This window comes from Arthrobacter flavus (assembly GCF_039526005.1).
Taxonomy (GTDB): domain Bacteria; phylum Actinomycetota; class Actinomycetes; order Actinomycetales; family Micrococcaceae; genus Arthrobacter_D; species Arthrobacter_D flavus.
The window spans coordinates 40,935-62,326 of record NZ_BAAAIJ010000009.1; the positions used below are offsets into that span (position 1 = coordinate 40,935).

General features: G+C 64.2%; 16 protein-coding genes and 1 pseudogene. 11 read left to right on the plus strand and 6 right to left on the minus strand.

The features are described 5' to 3' along the window. Positions 1–33 precede the first annotated feature (33 nt). From ABD059_RS04105 to ABD059_RS04135, 7 genes are all read left to right on the plus strand, one after another. A complete protein-coding gene (locus tag ABD059_RS04105) occupies positions 34–1,200 on the plus strand; it encodes a mandelate racemase/muconate lactonizing enzyme family protein (protein WP_343877988.1) in 1,167 nt (388 codons plus the stop codon). A gap of 220 nt (positions 1,201–1,420) precedes the next feature. Beyond that, positions 1,421–2,365: a carbohydrate ABC transporter permease gene (locus ABD059_RS04110; RefSeq protein ID WP_343877989.1), complete on the plus strand. Its 945-nt coding sequence runs from the start codon at positions 1,421–1,423 to the stop codon at positions 2,363–2,365. After that, complete coding sequence (locus ABD059_RS04115; protein WP_343877990.1) at positions 2,355–3,290, plus strand: carbohydrate ABC transporter permease; 936 nt, start codon at positions 2,355–2,357, stop codon at positions 3,288–3,290. Before ABD059_RS04110 ends, ABD059_RS04115 begins: the two co-directional genes overlap by 11 nt. 41 nt (positions 3,291–3,331) lie before the next feature. After that, on the plus strand, positions 3,332–4,630 hold the full coding sequence (locus tag ABD059_RS04120) for an ABC transporter substrate-binding protein (protein WP_343877991.1): 1,299 nt from the start codon (positions 3,332–3,334) through the stop codon (positions 4,628–4,630). A gap of 56 nt (positions 4,631–4,686) precedes the next feature. Next, positions 4,687–6,000 carry an ABC transporter substrate-binding protein gene (locus tag ABD059_RS04125; protein ID WP_343877993.1) on the plus strand — a complete coding sequence of 438 codons (1,314 nt, stop codon included), beginning with the start codon at positions 4,687–4,689 and terminating at the stop codon, positions 5,998–6,000. A gap of 82 nt (positions 6,001–6,082) precedes the next feature. Next, positions 6,083–8,104, plus strand: coding sequence for a DUF6807 family protein (locus tag ABD059_RS04130; RefSeq protein ID WP_343877995.1), 2,022 nt, complete (start codon positions 6,083–6,085; stop codon positions 8,102–8,104). Beyond that, positions 8,101–9,234 (plus strand): M24 family metallopeptidase, encoded by a 1,134-nt coding sequence (locus ABD059_RS04135; RefSeq protein WP_377959529.1) that lies wholly within the window; start codon positions 8,101–8,103, stop codon positions 9,232–9,234. The genes ABD059_RS04130 and ABD059_RS04135 overlap by 4 nt, the downstream gene beginning before the upstream one ends. 24 nt (positions 9,235–9,258) lie before the next feature. Here ABD059_RS04135 and ABD059_RS04140 read toward each other — a convergent pair whose 3' ends face one another. From ABD059_RS04140 to ABD059_RS04160, 5 genes and pseudogenes are all read right to left on the minus strand, one after another. After that, the gene (locus ABD059_RS04140) at positions 9,259–10,713 is read right to left on the minus strand and encodes an aldehyde dehydrogenase (NADP(+)) (protein WP_343878150.1); all 1,455 of its coding nucleotides are present in this window, start codon (positions 10,711–10,713) and stop codon (positions 9,259–9,261) included. Between the two features lie 56 nt (positions 10,714–10,769). Next, positions 10,770–11,838, minus strand: a pseudogene (locus ABD059_RS04145) (mandelate racemase/muconate lactonizing enzyme family protein). After that, positions 11,835–12,746, minus strand: coding sequence for a 5-dehydro-4-deoxyglucarate dehydratase (locus tag ABD059_RS04150; RefSeq protein ID WP_343877996.1), 912 nt, complete (start codon positions 12,744–12,746; stop codon positions 11,835–11,837). Before ABD059_RS04150 ends, ABD059_RS04145 begins: the two are co-directional and overlap by 4 nt. Further along, positions 12,743–13,774: an NAD-dependent epimerase/dehydratase family protein gene (locus ABD059_RS04155; RefSeq protein WP_343877997.1), complete on the minus strand. Its 1,032-nt coding sequence runs from the start codon at positions 13,772–13,774 to the stop codon at positions 12,743–12,745. The genes ABD059_RS04150 and ABD059_RS04155 overlap by 4 nt, the downstream gene beginning before the upstream one ends. Then, positions 13,771–15,186 (minus strand): Gfo/Idh/MocA family oxidoreductase, encoded by a 1,416-nt coding sequence (locus ABD059_RS04160; protein WP_377959530.1) that lies wholly within the window; start codon positions 15,184–15,186, stop codon positions 13,771–13,773. The genes ABD059_RS04155 and ABD059_RS04160 overlap by 4 nt, the downstream gene beginning before the upstream one ends. 166 nt (positions 15,187–15,352) lie before the next feature. Here ABD059_RS04160 and ABD059_RS04165 point away from each other — a divergent pair, with 166 nt between their 5' ends. After that, positions 15,353–16,369: a LacI family DNA-binding transcriptional regulator gene (locus ABD059_RS04165; protein WP_343877998.1), complete on the plus strand. Its 1,017-nt coding sequence runs from the start codon at positions 15,353–15,355 to the stop codon at positions 16,367–16,369. A gap of 47 nt (positions 16,370–16,416) precedes the next feature. On the opposite strand, the gene ABD059_RS04170 is transcribed toward ABD059_RS04165, so the two are convergent. Next, positions 16,417–17,766, minus strand: a complete 1,350-nt coding sequence (locus ABD059_RS04170) for a glycoside-pentoside-hexuronide (GPH):cation symporter (RefSeq protein WP_343878000.1) — start codon at positions 17,764–17,766, stop codon at positions 16,417–16,419. 250 nt (positions 17,767–18,016) lie between these two features. Between ABD059_RS04170 and ABD059_RS04175 the strand changes: the two genes are divergently transcribed. Genes ABD059_RS04175 through ABD059_RS04185 form a run of 3 tightly spaced genes read left to right on the plus strand, consistent with a single transcriptional unit; the run spans position 18,017 to position 21,281 of the window. After that, complete coding sequence (locus tag ABD059_RS04175) at positions 18,017–19,183, plus strand: Gfo/Idh/MocA family protein (RefSeq protein WP_343878001.1); 1,167 nt, start codon at positions 18,017–18,019, stop codon at positions 19,181–19,183. After that, positions 19,180–20,394, plus strand: a complete 1,215-nt coding sequence (locus ABD059_RS04180) for a dihydrodipicolinate synthase family protein (protein WP_343878002.1) — start codon at positions 19,180–19,182, stop codon at positions 20,392–20,394. Before ABD059_RS04175 ends, ABD059_RS04180 begins: the two co-directional genes overlap by 4 nt. Continuing rightward, positions 20,391–21,281 (plus strand): sugar phosphate isomerase/epimerase family protein, encoded by an 891-nt coding sequence (locus tag ABD059_RS04185; protein ID WP_343878003.1) that lies wholly within the window; start codon positions 20,391–20,393, stop codon positions 21,279–21,281. The genes ABD059_RS04180 and ABD059_RS04185 overlap by 4 nt, the downstream gene beginning before the upstream one ends. Positions 21,282–21,392 lie beyond the last annotated feature (111 nt).

Consider the following 21,392-nt stretch of genomic DNA (forward strand, 5'->3'; position numbering starts at 1 on the left):
TTGGTTATAAGTTATAACACCGGAGGTAAATCAGTGAAGATTGTTTCCATCCACGAAGACACGCTGCCTATCAGCTCCACTATGCGCAACGCCTGGGTCGATTTCAGCATGATGGACGTCTCGATCATCGCCGTGGTCAGTGATGTGATTCGCGATGGAAAACCCCTGGTGGGTTACGGCTTCAACTCCAACGGCCGGTACAGCGCCGGAGACATCCTGCGACGCCGGGTCATTCCTCGGCTCATGGCGGCCGACCCGGCGGACATTCTGCGCGAGGACGGCAGCAACTTCTCCCCGGAGCAAATCTGGGACGTCGTAATGCAGAACGAAAAGCCGGGCGGTCACGGAGAGCGATCGGTCGCCGTCGGCGTCCTCGACATGGCGCTCTTCGATCTGGTCGCCAAGATCGAGGACAAACCGCTCTACCGCTACCTCTCGGACCGCTACGGGGACGGATCCCCCGACGAGGACGTCTTTGTGTACGCTGCCGGTGGGTACTACGCACCCGGCAAAGGTTTGGTTGAACTCCAGGACGAGATGAAAAAGTTCCTGGATCTGGGCTATACGGTCGCCAAAATGAAGATTGGTGGAGCCAGTCTCGCGGAGGATCTGCGGCGAATCGAAGCCGCCATGGAGGTTGTTGGTGGCGGACAGAATCTCGCTGTCGACGTCAATGGGCGGTTCGACCTGGACACTGCCCTGGCCTACGCCGAGGCGATCTCGCCCTACGACCTCTTCTGGTACGAAGAGGTGGGGGATCCCCTCGACTATCAGCTGCAAGCCAGCCTCGGCGAACGCTACCCCCATCGCATGGCGACCGGGGAGAACCTCTTTTCGCTGCCTGACGCCCGCAACCTCCTGCGGTACGGCGGCATGAGGCCCGAACTGGACATTCTTCAGTTTGATCCGGTGCTGGGTTACGGACTGGTCGAGTACCTGCGGATTCAGGAGATCCTGCCGGACTACGGCTGGTCTCCCCGGTCCTGCATTCCACATGGGGGGCATCAGTTTGCGCTGCATATCGCTGCGGCTCTCAAATTGGGAGGCAACGAGTCGTATCCTGGTGAGTTCTTCCCGACCGGCGGATTTGCCGACGGGGCTGTGGTGCAGGGGGGCCGGACCAGCCCGACGAACGCGCCCGGTATCGGATTTGAACCCAAGGCGGCCTTCTACAAGCATCTGCGCGCACTCCACATCTGAAGTTTGTGACGCGTCAGCAATCTCGGAAACCGCTTTCCTTGACGTGCGCCACGTCACACGTTATTGTCTACTAAGGCCGCCTGAGAAACCGTTTTCTCAGTTCGCTAAAGAACTACCAGGACCAATGACGATTCGATAGGAGGCGGAATGGGTACGGTGCCAGATAACTTCCCAACTGATACGCCCGCGCACTTTCCCCAGCGGCCGGTAAGGACGGGTTATGTCAGCCTTAGGTGAACTTTCCCAGATGAAGCGGGGCCCGAAGGGTCCTAAGCGCAAACTTACTGACGCTGAGAAAAAGGAAGAACGCGCTTCCTACCTCTTCCTGGCGCCGTGGATTCTCGGGCTCGCACTGATCACGATCGGCCCGATGGCGGCGTCGTTGTATCTTTCGTTTACGAATTACAACCTCCTGCAGGCCCCCGAATGGATCAGCCTGGACAACTACATCAGGATGATGCAGGATTCCCGGCTCCTGAACTCGCTGAAGGTCACCTTCCTTTACGTCTTCATCTCGGTACCACTCCAGCTCGTCGCGGCCCTAGCGCTGGCACTGGTGCTGGACCGTGGGATGAAGGGCCTCGGATTTTATCGCTCCATCTATTACCTCCCGTCCCTGCTGGGCGGTTCGGTAGCGATCGCGGTCCTGTGGCGCCAGATCTTCGGCAACGCCGGCCTGATCAACCAGGTTCTCGCCCTGGTGGGGATTGAGGGCAAAGGGTGGATCTCCGACCCGTCCACGGCTCTGGGCACGCTGATGATCCTCAACGTCTGGACCTTCGGTGCGCCGATGATCATCTTCCTCGCCGGCCTCCGGCAGATTCCCACCATGTACTACGAGGCGGCGTCCGTGGACGGCGCCTCGAAGGTACGGCAGTTCGCCACCATCACCATCCCGCTGCTAACCCCGATTATCTTCTTCAACCTGGTGCTGCAGATCATCGGCGCCTTCCAATCGTTCACGCAGGCCTTCGTGGTCTCCGGCGGCACCGGCGGTCCGAGTGACTCAACCATGTTCTTCACCCTGTATCTGTACCAACAGGGCTTCGGCAACTTCAACATGGGCTACGCCTCAGCCATGGCCTGGCTGCTCCTGATCATCATCGCCATCTTTACTTTCCTGAACTTCATCGCATCGAAATATTGGGTGTTCTATGACGACTAACATGCAGGCCAACGCTGGACAGCTTCCGCCAGTCCCCGAACGACCAGAAAAGTCAGATCCTCCACCAACCACGGATACCACCTTCAAGCCCAAGGACAAGGGCCGCAGGAACAGGTTGATCAAACACGCCATCCTGATCGTCTTCGGCGTGATCATGCTGTACCCGCTGTTGTGGATGCTCGTCAGCTCGCTTCGTCCCAACGATGAAATTTTCCGCCTGACGGGCCTGTTCCTCACCACCTTCGAGGTCAGCAACTACGTTGAAGGCTGGAACGCCCTTCGCTCACCGTTTGGTCACTACATGATCAACTCGATGATCGTCGTCCTGGGGTCCATTGTCGGCAACCTGGTGTCCTGTTCCCTCGCGGCGTACGCCTTCGCCCGACTGCGGTTCCGGAAGCGCAGCGTCCTGTTCGCGATCATGCTGATGACGATCATGCTCCCCATTCACGTGGTGATCGTGCCGCAGTACATCATCTTCTCGGAACTCGGGTTGGTGAACACGTTCGTCCCGCTGATTCTTCCGAAGCTGTTGGCCACTGATGCCTTCTTCGTCTTCCTGATGATCCAGTTCATTCGCGGTCTGCCGCGGGAACTGGACGAGGCCGCACGCATTGACGGTTGCGGTCACTTCAAGATCTTCAGCAAGATCATCCTCCCGCTGATGCTCCCAGCCCTGGCCACCACAACGATCTTCACGTTCATCTGGACCTGGAATGACTTCTTTAGCCAGCTCATCTACCTGACGGACCCCGAGATGTACACGGTGCCTGTCGCCCTGCGTTCCTTCGTCGATTCGACTGCCACCTCCTCATGGGGTTCCTTGTTCGCCATGTCGATCGTCTCCCTCCTTCCGATCTTCCTGGTCTTCCTGTTCGGCCAGAAGTATCTCGTCAAGGGCATCGCCACCACCGGCGGTAAGTAAGTACTACGGCATCACCCGGCACGCAATGAAAGAAGCGTTCAATGAAGAATCTCTCCACCCGCCTCAAGGCGGCCACCGCAGTCACAATGGTTGCTGGGCTCAGCCTCTCACTCGCCGCCTGCGGTGGCGGGGCCGCCGCCGAGGGCGACGGCAGTCTCAGGTTCTCTTGGTGGGGGTCCGACCCGCGCCACGCAGTCAACGAGGCAATCATTGAGGACTACGTGGCCGCCAACGAGGGTGTGACCATTGAGGGGGAGTTCTCTGATTTCTCCGGCTACTGGGACCGTCTCGCCACCACCACAGCGGGCCGTGACGCGCCGGATGTCATCACGATGGACGAGAAGTACCTGCAGGAATACGCCGGCCGCGGGGCCCTGGCCGACCTCTCCGAACTGCCGAACCTCGATCTGTCCAAGTTCGATGAAGCAACACTGGACCTGGGCCGGTTCGAGGACGGGTTGTACGGTCTGAGCACCGGACGCAACGCGCTCACCGTTGTAGTCAACGCCGACCTCTTCGAGGAAGCGGGGATGGAAATCCCTGACGACACCAGCTGGACCTGGGATGACTATTACCAGATCTCCAAAGAGCTCTCCGAGAACCTCGACGGGGTAAGTGGCTCCGACTACGGAAACTCACCGGACGGCAGTCTGCGGGTCTGGCTGCGTCAACAAGGCGAGTCCCTTTACAACGACACCAATGATGGGGTGGGCTACACCGCTGAGGGAGCAGAGTCCTGGTTCGAGCACCTGCTGAAGGTTCGCGACGAAGCCGGCGGAACGTCTCCCTCCGAATGGACTGAAGCCCAGGCTGGAACCTTTGAAGGCCAAAGCTTCCCGACCAACAAAACAGCGATGAGCTGGTACTGGTCCAACCAGTTGGGTGTCCTCCGGACCGCGTCGGGCAGCGACATCCAGATGCTGCGGGCACCCTCAGCAACAGGAAACGAAGCCGATAACGGTATGTACTACAAGGCCTCCATGTACTGGTCGGTCTCCAGCCAGTCGGAGAACCAGGAAGCCGCAGCGGACTTCGTCAACTACCTCGCGAACAACGAAGAGCCAGCCAAGAAGATGCTGGTCGACCGCGGCGTGCCGGTCAACCCAGATATGGCCGCGGCCGTTCGTCCGGAACTCGGCGAGGCAGACCAGGCAGTAGTCGACTTCCTTGAGGAAATCGAATCCAGCGTCGCCACCAGCCCAGCACCGTCACCGGTGGGTGCTGGCGGCGTCCAGGACGTCATCCTTCGCTACGACTCGGAAGTCCTGTTCGGCAACCTCACCCCGGCCGAGGCGGCCGAACAGATGACCGCCGAGATTGAAAGCCTCATCCAGAGCTAGCCCACTTAGGCCACCACACTCCAACTGCAGTCGAACAATCACAGAAGAGGAAATCAATGACGAAATTCTCGCGCACCACTAAGACCCGTAGCGCAGTGGCCATGGCCATGGCGCTAGGGCTGGGACTGACCGCCTGTGGCGGGGGCAGCGACAGCGGCAGCGAGGCTGCCGGCGACGGTAACCTGCGCTTCTCCTGGTGGGGATCCGACCCCCGGCACGAAGCCAACGAGCAGATGATCACCATGTTCGAGGAGGGCAACGAGGGCATCTCCATCTCGGGTGAATATGGCGACTTCGGCGGCTACTGGGATCGCCTGGCCACCACAACCGCCGGTGGCGACGCCCCGGATGTCATCACCATGGATGAGAAGTACCTGCAGGAGTACGCCGGTCGAGGGGCTCTCGCCAACCTGAGCGAACTCCCGGGACTCGACCTCGAGAAGTTCGATGAGTCATCCCTGAGCCTGGGCGAATACCAGGACGGGCTCTACGGGCTGAGCACCGGTCAGAACGCCTACGTGGTGATGGTGAATGAGGACCTGTTCGAGGAAGCCGGCGTGGAGTTGCCGGATGATTCCACCTGGACCTGGGATGACTATTACGATATCTCGGCTGAACTGGAAGAGAAGCTCGGCGGGGATAGCCGCGGTAGCGAGTTTGGCGCGCAGGACGTTGACCTGCGGATCTGGCTACGCCAGCAGGGTGAGTCCCTCTACAACGAGGAAGATGGTGGAGTCGGTTATAGCCCCGAGAACGTCACCTCCTGGTTTGAGCACCTCCTGACCGTGCGCGACGACGGCGGCGGGCCCACCGCGTCGGAGTTCACCGAGAATTCCTCGGGAACCTTTGAGGCCGGAGAGTTTCCCACCAACCGTGCAGGGATGGGCTGGTACTGGTCCAACCAGTTAGCGGCCCTGCGCACAGCATCGGACAGCAACATTTCGATGCTCCGCGTGCCATCGGCGTCGGGTGAAGCGGCCGACAACGGCATGTACTACAAGGCGTCGATGTACTGGTCCATCTCGGAGCAGTCAGAGAATAAGGAGGCGGCAGCTGAGTTTGTGAACTTCCTGGCCAACGACGCGGAAGCAGCGAAGGTCATGCTGGTTGACCGCGGCGTTCCGGTGAACCCCGACATGGCTGAAGCAATCACCCCTGAGCTGGGCGAGGCAGACCAGTCTGTTGTGTCCTTCCTGGATGACATCCGTCCGGACATGGCCGAAGCCCCGTTGCCGTCGCCCGTAGGCACCGGTGGCGTCCAGGATGTGGTGGGCCGCTACGTGTCCGAGGTGCTCTTTGAGACACTCACACCCGAGCAGGCAACCGAGCAGATGACCAGCGAGATCGAAGGCTTGATCAGCGCAGGCTAGGCAATCGCTGGTGGGAGGGGGCGGCGTCGTGCTGCCCCCTCCCACCTGTTCAGGCCACCACCCCAACACAAAGGATCGACCGATGGCCCTCTCCGATGTTCACGCAGCAGCTTCCCGGCCTGCGGGCAGCCCCAACTCCACGCCAACCGTAGCCCTGGTTGGGGTTCACGGGTATGGAGCACGCCACCTGGCCAACCTGACCCGGCTAGAGGCCGAGGGACGCACTCGCCTGGTCGCCGTCGCGGATCCCACGCCACCGCAGCCCGGCACCCTGGACACCTCAGTGGAGGTGCACCACGATCTCGGCGCGCTCGCCGCTTCAGGGGCTACGCCGGACATCGTCATCATTGCGACTCCCATCCAGTCGCATGCCCCGCTCGCCCAGACCGCCTTCACCCTCGGGAGCGACGTTTACCTGGAAAAGCCTCCCGTCGCGTCAATGGCGCAGTTCGAGGACCTCCTCGCCGCCGCGGCTGACGCGGACGTCGTCGTCCAAACCGGGTTTCAGAGCCTTGGCTCCCTGGCCCTGGACCGCATCGATGAACTGGTTGCCACCGGAAAGATTGGCGCGGTGCGCGGGATCAGCGCCGAGGGGCGCTGGGTCCGGAGCCGCGGCTACTTCAAACGGTCCCGCTGGGCCGGCAAACGAACCCTTGACGGCGTCGATGTGGTGGACGGCGTCGCCACCAACCCCCTGGCCCACGCCGTGGCCACTGCGCTCCGGGTCGCCGGCGCCCGCACCTGCGCCGACATCCTGTCGGTCGAAACCGACCTGTTCCGCGCACACGAGATCGAAAGCGATGACACCACTGCGCTGCGCATCCGGACCGCTTCCGGACAGACCGTGCTCTGCGCGCTGACCCTGGCCGCGTCGATCCAGGACCGCCCCAGCGTCACCGTGGAAGGCACCACCGGGCGGATCGTCTTCTACTACACCGAAGACGAACTCGCTGTTACCACCGCCGACGGCGACGCAACTGAACACTTCGGCCGGACCGATTTGCTTGAGAACCTGCTGGCCCATCGCTCCGAAGGTGTCCCCCTCCTCAGCCCGCTCAAATCCGCGGGCGCGTTCATGATGGTCATGGAGGCCATCCGGACCGCGGAGCCCCCCCGGGCGATTCCGGCCAGATTCGTGACCTGGCAGGGCGAGGGGGATGACGCCCATCCGGTGGTGCACGACGTCGAATCCCTGGTCCGTCGCGCACAACGGGCGCAGGCCCTCTTCAGCGAGCTGGTCCCCGAGTGGACCGGTGCGGTCCCTTCGGTCAAGAGCTTCACCCTGGACGGCAAAACCGTCGCCGACTACCGCGACGGCAGCACCATCGCCCCGCCGCTGGCACCCCGGCCGTACCTGCATCCGGTGCGCACCCTCGGTGGCACTGTGGTCACCGACCACCTGCCTCTGGACCATGTCTGGCACCTGGGAGCGGGACTCGCCATCCAGGACGTCAACGGGGTGAATTGCTGGGGCGGGCGCACCTACCGCAGAGAGGCAGCCGGCTACGTCTGGCGGGACGACCACGGGCGGATCGACGTCACCGGGTCGGAGCGGACTGGCGCAACGCTCACCGAAACGCTGGCCTGGGCCGGGCCCGACACATCAGTTTTGCTGGACGAAACACGACGCTGGTCCTGGGCAGCAATGATCCCCTCCACCTGGCTGCTCACCCTGAGCTTCACCCTCACCGCACGCGAGACCGTGGTCGAGCTCGGCAGCCCCGGGTCCAACGGGCGGGCGGAAGGCGGCTATGGCGGGTTCTTCTGGCGGCTCCCCCCGGTCAGCGGGGCGAACCTCCACACGGCCGACGCCGTTGGCGAAGAGGGCGTGCATGGAACCACGTCACCGTGGCTGGCCGTAGACGCACAGTTCGGCGGGAGCGACGCCACCCTGGTGTTCCTGGCCGCCCCGGAAGCACCCGACCCCTGGTTCGTCAGGCTGGCGGGATACCCCGGGGTCGGTCTGTCGCTGGCGTGGGAACACCCGGTGGTCCTCCGACCGGGATCCTCCCTGACCAGAACCGTCAGGGTGCTGGTCGCTGACGGCAGACTCGATCCTCCGAGCATTGAAGCCCTCGTCGCACAGGCCGGGAGCCAGCAGTGAGCGGCGGCCTGCTGGTCGGAGACCCTGCGCTCCCCACCCCCGGAGATCCGGGCGATCAGCCTACCGCTGCGGAACAGGCAGCTGAACGGCGGATCAAACGGGGCCGGGTTCTGGCGGCGCTTGATCGGAGGGGCGACGAAGCCGTCCTGTTGACTACCAACACGGTCCTGACCTGGTATCTGGGCGGCAGTCGTGTGCATATCAGCCTCGCTGGCGACCCCGTGGCTGCCGTGTTGGTGACCCGCGACGGCGATCACCTGGTGACCTTCAACAATGAGATCGATCGGCTCACGGCCGAGGAGCTTCCGCCCGAGGTGGTGCTCCACCAGGTACCGTGGCATCAGCCGTTGCACGACGTCGCTGGCTGGTTCGGAACCGGTGTGTCCGCGGCTGCCGAGGCGGAGCTGAGCCGTGAACTGCGGGACGCCCGCCGCAGTCTTCTGCCCGTCGAACTGGGCAAGTACCGGTCGCTGAACCGTGAGGTCGCGGCAATCATGACCGAGGTGTTGGCAACGCTGACACCACAGAGCACCGAACGGGAGGTAGCGGCCGCACTGGCTGAACGGGTGACTGCCGCTGGCGCTGAGCCCCTCGTTTTGCTGTGCAACGGCAGCAGCCGTTCGGCGTTCCGGCATCCGCTGCCCACCAGTTCACCGCTGGGCACGGGGGCCATGGTGGTGGTCTGTGCCCGGCGCTTTGGCATGGTCGCCAACGTCACCCGATGGGTCCGGTTTGATACCGCAAGTGAATCGGCGCTCGACGCTGAACGGCGGATCGCGTTGGTGGAGCAGGACGTCTTCGACGCAACGGTGCCCGGTGCGCGGCTGAATGAAATCTTTGCCAGGCTCCAGGCATCGTACGAGCAGCACGGGTTTGGCGCCGACCAGTGGCGGCTCCACCATCAGGGTGGTCCGGCCGGCTATGCGGGGAGGGACCCGCGGGCTACGCCCGTCACCGACGACGAGGTGCTGTCGAACCAGGCGTTCACCTGGAATCCCTCGGCGCCGGGCGTGAAAATCGAGGACACGGTCCTGGTCGACGACACCGGAATTGACGTGTTGAGCGTTGACCCACGCTGGCCCACCAGCAAGGTAGGCAACCGAAACCGCCCCGCAACTCTTCAGTTGTAGGGCGGTTTCGGTAGTTCGCGGTGACTAGCTGGAAACGATGAGCTGACCGTCTACCCGACGGGGGATGCCGAGCGGATTGGCTTCCTGCAGTGCCGGGTGAAGTGCTGTTTCTGGTGCGTCCTGATAGGCGACTGGACGCAGGAACCGGCGGACGGCCGTCGCTCCGACCGAGGTGAAGAGGGAAGTCGTGGCGGGCCATGGGCCGCCGTGCTGCTGGGCCCAGTTCACCGCGACACCAGTGGGCCAGCCGTTGAACAGCACCCTGCCAGCGAGACCGGACAACTGCGTCACCAGTGCTGTGACATCCTCGCCCGCCTCAGCGTGAATTGTTCCCGTCAGGCTGCCGGGCACCTTGTCCAGCACGGCGGCGAGTTCATCCTGATCGGCGTATTCAATAAGAACCGTGGTCGGGCCGAAGCACTCCTCCAGGATGGCTTCGGCGTTGGCCAGGACAGCTGACGCGCTGGTGGCGAAGACCACGGGGGCCGCCTCACCGTTGCTCGACTGCTGCGCAACGTCGCCGCTGATGACCTCGACGCCGGGCTGATCGGCCAGGTGGCGGAGGCCGTCTGGATACGCCTCGGCAATGCGGGTGGTGAGCATTGGCGCTTCCCCCCTGGCCCCAGCGGCCGCTGCAACCTGCTCCGGGAAGCCGGTCCCCGCCGGGATGAACACCAGCCCAGGCTTGGTGCAGAACTGTCCTGTGCCCATGGTGAACGAACCCGCCAGTCCTTCGGCAAGTTCACTGCTGCGCGCTGTAACGGCCGCTGCGGTCACGACGACCGGGTTCAGGCTACCCAGTTCGCCATAGAACGGAATGGGGTCAGGCCGTGACACGGCCAGATCGAACAGGGCACGTCCGCCAGGGATGGAGCCGGTGAAACCGACTGCCTTGATGGCCGGATGCTGCACCAGCTCGGTGCCCGCGCTGCGCCCGCTGATCAGGGCGAAAATACCGCGGGGGGCGCCAGCCGCGTCCAGAGCGTCGGTCACGATTTCAGCGGTGCGCTCAGACAGTTTCAAGTGCCCCGAGTGAGCCTTCACAATGACTGAGCAGCCGACGGCGAGGGCTGAGGCGGTATCGCCGCCCGCGACGGAAAAGGCGAACGGGAAGTTCGACGCGGAGAAGACACCGACCGGTCCCAGCGGGCGGAGGACTCTCCGCAGATCCGGTTTTGGTGGGGTCGACGACGAATCGGCGTGATCGATGATCGCTTCCAGATAGGAGCCCTCAGTGATGACCTGGGCGAAAAGGCGCAGCTGGCCGCTGGTTCGGGCGACCTCGCCCTTCAGACGGACCGGCCCCAACCGCGTTTCATTATCGGCAAGGGCTACCAGTTCCTCGACATTCGCATCAAGTGCGTCGGCGGCGGCGATCAGCCAGGTGGCACGCTCAGCGTCGGTGGCCGCGGCGGCGATGGCCGCCGCGGCAGTAGCGGCTTTGGTGAGCTCATTGAGCTCTGACGTGGTGGTCACGATGTGTTCCTCTTCCAATAGGTGGGCCAACGGTCGGTGCTGATGCTGGCCGGGTGGATTTAGGGGGCGAAGCGGAGGCCGAGACCAGTCTGCCCGGTGCTGGTGAGTTGCCCGTTCATAATGGAGATTGGGCTGGGGCCGGCCAGTACTCCCAGACCTTCGAACGAGGCGTCCTCGACATCCTCCACCCAGGTCGGTTCGGCGAGGGTCAGCGCCAACTGCCCTGAGAGTTCGGGCAACAGATGCGGGGTGATCTTGATGCTGTGGGCGCGGGCCAGTTCGACGATTCGACGGAAGGGGGTAATGCCCCCCCACCCGGACAATGTTGGGCTGGATGATGTCCACGGCCTCGGCGGCGATGAAATCCCGGAACCGGTAGACGGTGTGGACGTTCTCGCCGAGGGCGATCGGCACCCGGGAGTGCTTCCGCAACCGGGTGTAGGCCCAGAGGTCATCGGCGCGCAATGGTTCCTCCAGCCACTCCAGATCGAACTCCTCCAGGGCATCAATGGCACGCAACGCGGTTGGCAGGTCCCATCGCTGATTGGCGTCAATCATGAGTTTCCGGTGCGGTCCAAGGGTGGTACGGACGGCGGCGACGCGTTCCACATCCTCCCGGATGTCTGGCTTGCCCACCTTGATCTTGACGGCCGATTTACCTTCCGAGACCCACCGGCCCACCTGTGCGACCAGCTCGTCCTGGGTGTAGTGCAGGTTCACGCCAGACCCGTAGACGTTCACGGTGTCCTGACGCTGCCCCAGCAGACCGACCAGCGACGTGTTGCGGTCCTTCGCGGCCAGATCCCACAGGGCAAGGTCCACGCCGGCCATCGCGATGGTGGTGAGCCCCCCACCGCCAGCCTCGTGCAGCCACTTCCACAGCTGATCCCAGACAGTCTCCGGGTTGGCGTCAAGGCCGACAATGAACGGCGCAATGTCGTGCTCCAACAGTGCCTGGACCGCCTGGGCGCCGATGGTCGGCGTCCAGGAGAAGCCCAGGCCGGTGCGGCCGTCGTCAGTGGTCACCTCGGTGCCGACCACATGAATTTCCGGAACGTCAGGACCCCACGGCCGTGACAGCGTGATGGTCTGCAACCGGGTGGTCAGCCCGGTGATGCAGGCGCTCATGCGTGGGCGGATGCCAGGGTGTGGCCGGCTTCAAGGATGCGCTTGAGCTCCAGCAGCTGGTCCTCGGTGGGGTCGACCAGTGGGGGGCGCACAGATCCGTACGAGTGTCCCTCCAGGCTGAGCCCCGCCTTGATCAGCGACACGCCAAAGCCGGGGGTCTGGTCACGCAGGCGCACCAGCGGCTCGTAGAAGCCGGTCAACAGTGCTTGACGGCGGTCCTCGTCCTGGTCGATATAGGCACGGTAATAGGCCTTCGCAATGTCCGGTGCCATCGCGAAGGCCGCCGAGGAATACAGCGGGATCCCCAGCCCGCGGTAGGCGCCCTGAGTGAGCTCCGCGGTGAGCAGCCCGTTGAAGAACAGGAAGTCGCTGCGTCCCGAGGCTTTGATGGCCGACACAATTTCCTGGGCGAGGCCGACGTCGCCGACGCCGTCCTTGAAACCAATGACCTGGGGATTGGCCGCAAGGTGGGTCATCGCTGCGGCAGTGAAACGCGCGCTGCCCCGGTGGTAGACGATGACCGGGAGGCTGGTGGCCGCCGCGATTGTTTCGATGTAGGCGATCAGCCCGCCGATGGGGCCGTTGACCAGGTACGGCGGCAGGACCAGCAGCGCATCGGCGCCAGCCTGCTCAGCGGCCCGCGCGGTGGCGAGGGCATGACCGAGCGGGCCGCCGGTGCCCGCGACTACCGGCACGGCCCCCGCTACTACCTCGACCGTTGCGCGCACCACGTCGCTGACCTCCTCGATGCTGAGCGCATGGAATTCACCGGTGCCGCAGGCCGGGAAGACCCCGCCGGGCTGGTGCTCCATCCGCGCGCCCACGTGTTCCTTCAGCGCGTCGAGGTCCACTGTGTTATCCGGGGAGAACGGGGTTACGGGGAAGAAGAGGACGCCGTCGAATTTCATGGGTTTACCTGGTTTCCGCGCGAGGCTGTTGCCAGCTCGGCTGCAATATCGAGGGTGGACGGTGTTGCGAAGGAGAGGGAATCGGGCCCGGAGGGTTGCAACTCTGAACGCCAGCTGCGGCGGGGTGCCCAGCCGAGGAGGCGGTGGGCCTTGTCGACGGAGAAGGCCGGGCGGGTGCCGGTCAACGATTCGGTGAGGGGGCCGCTATTGGCGATGAACCTGGGCAGCAGGTCCGCCAGCGGTTCGGTGGCCAGCGAGTCACCAGCGCCAACGAAGAAGGTCTGACCATTGGGGATCGAGCCCATTTTCTGGAGCAGGACGTCAAGGAAGTCGGACACGTCACGGGCGTCAACGTAGTTGAACAGTGCTGGCGCGGCGAGCGACGGATCGGCGAGCCGCTCTTCGACCGTGTGACCCTGCTGCGTCGGCGCCCCAAGCCACTCTTCCGGAGAGATCACAAAGCATGGGCGGAACGCCGCGTAGCGGCTGCGCTCCCCATGCGAGATGGTGAACATTTCCATGATCTGTTCAGCCAGGTACTTGGACAGGGCGTAGGCGTTCCATGGCCGCGGCGGCGTGGTCTCGGTCAGGGGAAAAGCTGGGGGAAGCCACCCGGATGGGGCGCCGTAGCCGAGCACCGTGGGGCTGCTGGCCGTGATGATCTTGCCGACGCCCAACTCGGTGGCAGCCTGGAGCACAGTGAACGCCAGGCGGCTATTGGTGTTGAAGATGACCTCTTCGGGTGCGCTGAAGGGCACGGCAATGGCCGCCAGGTGAATCACCGCGTCCGGTCTGTGGGCCTGAATGATTCGGAAAGGCTCCCCGTCGGTGAGCAGATCGGCGGCTTCCTGGATCACGTCGGCGGGGAAAACGCCCTCGGGCGCCCGGTCACGGTCCACGGAGACGACCTCGTAGCCGGCCTCCGCGAGACCTGTCACGACGCTGCGACCCAGCCGTCCTCCGCCGCCCGTCACGAGGACGGTTCCCCGAGCGGCGGGGGTGTGGTCTAGCGACGTCGCGCCGGTCATGGCGTCCGCCGCAGGGCCATGCCGAGGTCCAGCTCGGGGATCCGGACGGGCATGCCGTTGACCAGGGATTCGTTACCCGCAATCCCGACGGCGACGGCGCTCAGCCCGTCACTGTAGCCGGAGGGGCGCCCCAAGGGGTCGGCACCGGGGCCGTTGAATAGGTCGGAGAGGAGCAGCCGGTCGCCGCCACCATGAGCTCCCTCGCCGTTATGGATGGTGACCTCTGTTGCGGTTTCCCAGTGGCGCTGGACGATGAGGCGTTCGCCGTTACGGCGGACCTGGTCGTCTTCGCTGATGGGGGTGGCACTGGGGTCTACAACGTTCTTCTTATCGGCGCTGCCAGATACTGCGGCGCGCTCAACCACCTCGAGTTCGGCCCGGCCTTCGGTGCCGTTGACCGAAACCCGGTAGCCCTCCCACGGGCTGTGGGCGTTGAGCGAGTAGGCGAGGGTGGAGCCCCGCTGGTAGTCGACGACGAGGGCGAGATTGTCCTCGATGGTGATGCCTTCGGCGAAGACGTCCTGGTCGCGGCGGTAGCCGTCGTGGTGCTCGTTCTTGAGGTAGAGCGCCTCCAGACGGGCGTCTTCCCTGAGGTCAAGGGCGAAAGGATCCGCGTCCGCTCCATCGTGGGTTCCGCGTTCGTTCCGCTCGCCGAGACCGCGGGTTGCAGCGTTTTCGGCACCGTAGAAGCGGAGGGCGCCAGAGGCGTAGACGCGCTCGGGGACGTCGTCGATCCACCAGTTGACGAGGTCGAAGTGGTGGGACGCCTTGTGGATGAGCAGGCCGCCCGATTTATCCTTTTCCCGGTGCCAGCGACGGAAGTAGTCGGCACCGTGGACGGTGTCGAGCATCCAGCTGAAGTCCACCGACGTGATTGTCCCGAGGGTGCCGCTTTGGATGACTTCCTTGAGCGCGCTGTTGCGGGGCGAGTACCGGTAGTTGAAGGTGACGACAACGTTGCGCCCGGTCTGCTCGACCGCGGCCGTAATCCGTTGGCAGCCTTCGGCGTCAATGGTCAGTGGCTTTTCGACGACGACGTCGGCGCCGGCTTCGAGGGCCTCCACGATGTAGTCGGCGTGGGTGTAATCAGGTGTGGTGACGATGAGCCGCTGGACGCCGTGGTCACGGATGAAGCCGGTGAGGTCCGCCGGCTGGAAGGTGGGAACCGACGAGTTGGGCGACTTGGTCAGCTGCCGAATCCGGGCCTGATAGTGCTCCACCCGACCCGGGTTGGTGTCGCTGAGGCCAACGAGGGCCGCCACATCTGCGTGGGGCCCGAAGATGGCGTCAATGTACATTTCGGAACGGCCGCCGGTGCCAATCAGTGCGAAGCGGGTCCGGGTCTCGGAGGATGAGTCGGCGTTCGCCGAGGCATAGTCGGGTGAAAATTCCACTGTGTCAACGTTGGTCACAGGATATCCCTTTCGAAGAACGGGGTTTGGGATCCCACTGGATCCCACGAACTACTTTGCGAGAAAACGTTTTCTGAAAGCGTTATATAGTTTGTATCAAGTAAGGGTGCATCCGTCAACAGGGCGTAGCGTGGAGCACCGAACCGATTGGAGGTAGGACGGTCTGATGGCTAAGCGATCCACCACACGGCGTACCGGCATTGCCGACGTGGCCAAACACGCCGGAGTTTCGCATGCCACGGTGTCCCGGGTGATGAACGGAAACTTCACAGTGGATCCGGTGATTGCCCAGCGGGTGCGCGAATCGGCAGCAGAGCTGAAGTACTACCCCAATTCGGTGGGACGGTCTCTCGCTCTGGGGAAGACGGACACGATCGGCGTGGTGGTGCCCGATCTGGGGAACCCGACGTTCCAGGCCATGCTGCGCGGCGTGAGCAGGGCAGCGGCCAAGGATGGGTATCGGGTACTGATTGCGGATTCGTCGGAGGTGTTGAGCGAGGAAGCCATCCTCGCGGCCGAGGCACGGCGGCGGTGCGACGGCGTCGTACTTTGCGCCCCGCGCATGAGCGACGCCGAGCTACAGGACCTGGCCTCCGCGCTGCACCCGCTGGTGCTGATTAACCGCACCGTCCCCATCGAGAACACCCCATCCCTTTCCGCCAACTACGGGCAAGGCATCCAGGAGCTTGCCACCTACCTGGTGGGGCTGGGGCACAAACGGTTGGCTTTCCTTTCTGGGCCCCCGCAGAGCGCGTCGAACCGGCTGCGCGTGGATGGGCTGGCCCAGTTCGTGGCAGAGCATCCCGACGTCGAACTCCAGACACTGTCCGGCGGCGTGAGTTTTGCGGAGGGTCACGAATCCGTCGAGCGGATCCTCGCTTCGGGAGCCACCGCTGTTCTCGCGTTTAATGACCTGGTGGCGATGGGGTTGCTCAGTGGCCTCCATGAGCGTGGGGTTGACGTTCCCGGTGAAATCTCGGTAACCGGGTTCGATGACATTCCGTTTGCGCGCTACACCACACCCCCGCTGACTACGGCGGCGGTGCCGATTACCGAACTCGGTGAAGCGGCCTGGGAGCGGATGAAGGCGGTACTGCAGGAGGATGAAGCGGTCGCCCTTGCAACGACGTTCAGTCCACGGGTCGTTGCTCGGGGAAGTACTGGTCCCGTCCCGCTTGGTTAGTCGGGGGCAGGTGCCTATTGGGGCCGTTGCGGCTGGGGCGACGGCGCTCAGGGCGACGGGCGTCCCTGGATGGTGGCGACCAGTTCTGCGTGAGTGTGATCGGTGAGGCGATACCAACCCATCACTGCGACGGCGATCAGGATGGCCAGCGCCGGGGCAAGCCCCGCAGCCACGCGAATGCCAAACATGGCCGACTCGGACTGCTGGGCGGCACCCGACTGGTAGCCGCCCCAGGCCAAGGCGAAGGCGGCCAGGGCGCCGCCAAACGCCATCCCAATCTTCCGCGTGGAGGACAGCAGCGAATAGTTGATGCCGTCGGAGCGTACCCCAGTTTTCCATTCGCCGTACTCGACGGTGTCGGCGATTAGCGCCCAGACCATGATGCTCACACTGGCGGCTCCGGCGAGGGCCAGGAAAATCCCCAGCAGGGCGACCCAGACGAGGTCTGTCGGCGCGGCGAAGACCAGGATTCCCCCGACGGCGCTGGTGAGTCCACCGGCGATATAGATGCTGCGCTTGCCGAAACGGTGGACCAGGCGGGGTGCGGTGGCGGCGAGGGTCAAGGTGATCAGCACCTGCGCCAGTGCCACTATCGGGAAAAGGTCAAGCCGCTGCAGCACGTCCCTGAGGTAGAACAGTTTGGCGGTATTGGTGACCACGTTTGAGGTCATGAAGAGCAGCGAACTGATGCAGAGCACCAGCAGGGGAGTGTTGCCCTTCAGCGCCGCACCGGCCTGGCGGAGGGAGAGTTTCGGGGACGCCTGATGGAGTTGCTCACGGGTCGATAGCGCGCAGAACAGGTAGAGACCGGTACCGGCAAGGGCGAAGCCGATGGTGAGCGTTGTGAAAATGCCCTGCAGGTCAGCGCCGGCGCCCAGGAGCGGCGCGACGAAAACGCCGAGGATTGAGGTGGTGGCCAGGCCGCCGATTGTCCGCGCACTGGCTAGCCGGGCGCGGCTCCGCGGATTGCGCGTCATGGCACCAACGAGGGCGCCGTAGGGGACGTTGACCAGGCTGTAGGCGAGGCAGAACCCGAAGTAGGTGACATAGGCGTAGATGAGTTTGCCGGCGGGATCGAGTCCGGGCACATGGAACATCGCGACACACAGCAGGAGCGGGATAGCGCCAAACAGCAGAAATGGGCGGAACTTGCCGAGTCGGCGGTGGTAGTTCCGGTCAGCCAGGCGACCCGCCAGGATATCGGTGACCCCGTTGAAAAGCCCTGCCAGGAGCAGGACCGTACCGGCCGCTGCGGCCGGAATGCCAGCGACGTCGGTGTAGTAGACCAGCAGGAACATGCCGATGGTAGTGAACGCCATGCTGTTTGCTATGTCCCCCGCCCCATATCCAGCGATGGCAATCGGGCGGGGTTCGATGGCGGCGGAGGGGTTGGTCATGTGGCGCCCTGAGCCTTTCTGGGAATCAGCAGCCGGACGCGAGCGCTGGATGAAATGAAAAGGCGCGCGGGTTCCGAAGAAAGCGTTTTCTTGGAAGGTAGCAGGCGGGCTGAGGCGAGGTCAATGTAAGGGGGCTGATGGCGCTTGGGTAAACCCTTGACGAACTCAGAAGTTGAGGGCTAGTGTGGAAAGCGCTTTCCGTACGAGCCAGTTCCAGTTCCTTTCCGCCCAAGCTTTCAGGAGACAACCCATGACCAGCACTCGCACCCTCCGTATTGCCATGAACGGAATCACCGGTCGGATGGGCTACCGCCAGCATCTGCTGCGCTCCATCCTGCCCATCCGCGAAGCCGGGGGAATACTCCTGGCAGACGGCAGCCGGGTGCAGGTGGAACCCATTCTGGTGGGACGCAGCGAGTCCAAGATCCGTGACCTGGCCCAGCAGCACAAGGTGGAACACTGGACCACCGACCTCGACGGGATCATCAATGACCCCACTGTCGACATCGTCTTCGACGCCTCGATGACGTCGCTGCGAGCGGCGACCCTCAAAAAGGCCATGGCTGCCGGAAAGCACATCTACACCGAGAAGCCCACCGCCGAGACTCTCGGCGAGGCCGTTGAGCTTGCCCGGATCGCCAGGGACGCAGGGGTCACCGCCGGGGTGGTGCACGACAAGCTGTACCTTCCCGGTCTCGTGAAACTCCGTCGCCTGGTCGACGAAGGATTCTTCGGTCGTATCCTGTCCCTCCGCGGCGAGTTTGGCTATTGGGTGTTCGAGGGCGAGATTCAGCCGGCGCAGCGGCCATCCTGGAACTACCGCAAGGAAGATGGCGGCGGCATGACCACCGATATGTTCTGTCACTGGAACTACGTACTCGAAGGCATCATCGGCGAGGTCCGCAGCGTCAACGCCAAAACCGCCACCCATATCCCCGCCCGCTGGGATGAGCAGGGCAACGAGTACAAGGCGACCGCCGACGACTCCGCCTACGGCATCTTCGAACTCGAAACTCCTGCGGGTGACAGCGTCATCGCCCAGATCAACTCCTCGTGGGCCGTCCGGGTCTACCGGGACGAACTGGTGGAGTTCCAAATCGATGGAACCCACGGGTCAGCAGTCGCCGGGCTGAACAAATGCGTCGCCCAGCAACGTGCACACACCCCGAAGCCCGTCTGGAACCCGGACCTGCCCGTCACCGAGTCATTCCGGGACCAGTGGCAGGAAGTCCCCGCCAACGCAGAGCTGGACAACGGCTTCAAGCTGCAGTGGGAAGAGTTCCTGCGCGACGTCGTCGCCGGCCGCGAGCACCGCTTTGGCCTGCTCTCGGCCGCCCGTGGGGTGCAGCTGGCCGAGCTTGGTCTGCAGTCCTCCGCCGAACGCCGCACCCTCGACATTCCGGAGATCACCCTGTGACCGCCCTCCACCTCCCCACCCGGGGCGGGACCTTTGAGCGGCACCAGCTGCGGGAGGCGACATCGTGGCTCAAGCCCGTGGCGCCGCTGACGTCGCGGCACGTGTACGCCGCAGCCCACGTCATCCCCGTCGTCACGGCGGATAATACTCCCGGTGCCCCAGCTGTGCTCGACTGGGACCATACCCTCGCCTACCGGCGGGAACTGTGGTCCTACGGGCTGGGCGTCGCTGATGCCATGGACACGGCGCAACGGGGGATGGGTTTGGACTGGCCCGCCACCCAGGAACTGATCCATCGTTCCGGAGCGGAAGCCGCCGTCGTCGTCGCCTCCGACGCTCCCGCCACTCGCGGCAAGTCGGTGCGCGACCTCCTCGCCTGCGGTGCGGGCACCGACCAGCTGGATCCTGTGGGTCTTCCCGCGGGACGCGCTGGTTTGGACGCGGTCATCGAGGCCTACCGGGAGCAGATCAAGGTAGTGTCCGCCGCCGGCGCGAAGGTGATCCTGATGGCGTCGCGGGCGCTTGCCGCCGTTGCGGACGGCCCCGCTGACTACCAGTACGTGTACGGTACGCTGCTCGCCGAGGTCGACGAACCGGTGATTCTCCACTGGCTGGGGACCATGTTCGATCCCGCGCTTGCTGGGTACTGGGGCAGCGACGATGTGGCTGCTGCGACCCGGACGTTCAGCGATCTCATTGCGGCGAACACTGCTGCGGTGGACGGGGTGAAGGTGTCGTTGCTCGATGCGGCCCACGAGGTGGCGTTGCGCGCGGACCTGCCCGCCGGCGTCCGGCTCTACACGGGAGACGATTTCAACTATCCCGAACTGATTCACGGCGATGGTCCGCACCATTCGGACGCGCTTCTGGGGATCTTCGCGGCGATTTACCCTGCCGCTTCGGCGGCGCTGCAGGCCTACGACGACGGCGACGCCGCCCGGGGGCGTGAAATCCTCGACTCCACCCGGGAACTTGGCAAGCACATCTTCAGCGCCCCAACCCTGTATTACAAGACCGGGGTGGCGTTCCTGTCCTGGCTCAACGGAAAGCAGCCGGGCTTCCAGATGGTGGGCGGCCTGCATTCGGGGCGCTCAGTGCTGCACCTGGCCGAGACCTTCACCCTGGCCGACACCGCTGGCCTGTTGATCGACCCGGAGTTGGCTGCCCACCGCTTCGGCCAACTGCTCAGCGCCTACGGAGTGAGCGCATGAGCAGCCCCGATTTCAGTCGGCTATCCATCAATACCGCCACCACCAAGAGCCTGACGCTGCAGGAGGCGGTTCGGGTCTACGCCGACGCAGGCCTCCAGCACATCGGCGTGTGGCGTGACCGGGTCGCTGAAGCAGGCCTGGACAACGCGGTACGGCTGGTCCGCGAAGCAGGCCTGGAGGTGTCAAGCCTCTGCAGGGGAGGTTTCCTGACCGCCGCCGACGCCGATGGGCAGCAGCGCGCCCTGGCCGACAACACTGCAGCCATTCGTGAGGCCGCGGCGCTTGGCACCCGGGAACTGATCATGGTGGTGGGCGGGCTTCCCGCGGCCAGCGCGCTGATCGGAGGGCCCGCCGTCGACCCGTCAGTACCGGGCGCGAAGGACGTTGCCGCAGCCCGCCGACGGGTGGCCGACCGGCTCGCTGAACTGGTTCCGGTGGCGCAGCAGTACGGGGTTCGGCTGGTGTTGGAGCCGCTGCACCCGATGTATGCCGCAGACCGGGCCGTACTCTCCACCCTGGGGCAAGCGCTGGATCTTGCGGAGCCTTTCCCCTCCGACACCGTCGGGGTAGTAGTGGATACGTTCCACGTCTGGTGGGACCCTGCCCTGGAGGCGTCGATTGCCCGCGCCGGATCCGAGGACAGGCTTGCGTCGTATCAGGTGTGTGACTTCAACCTCCCCATTGCGGCCGATGCGCTGCTCTCGCGTGGCTATATGGGGGACGGGTTCGTTGATTTCGCCACCATCGGGCGATGGGTCGCCCAGACCGGCTATGTCGGTCCGGTGGAGGTCGAAATCTTCAACCAGGCCATCTGGGACAGCCCGGGAGCCGACGTCGTCGGGACGGTGAAATCCCGCTGGGCGCAGCACGTGCTCCCGCACCTCTAACTTCCGTCAGGATCGGGTCGATGCGCCGCGGCGCCGGGCCCCTTACCAAGGATCGAGTCAACAGAAATCGCAGGTTTCCGACCTCAAACACGCTATTTCTGTTGACTCGAT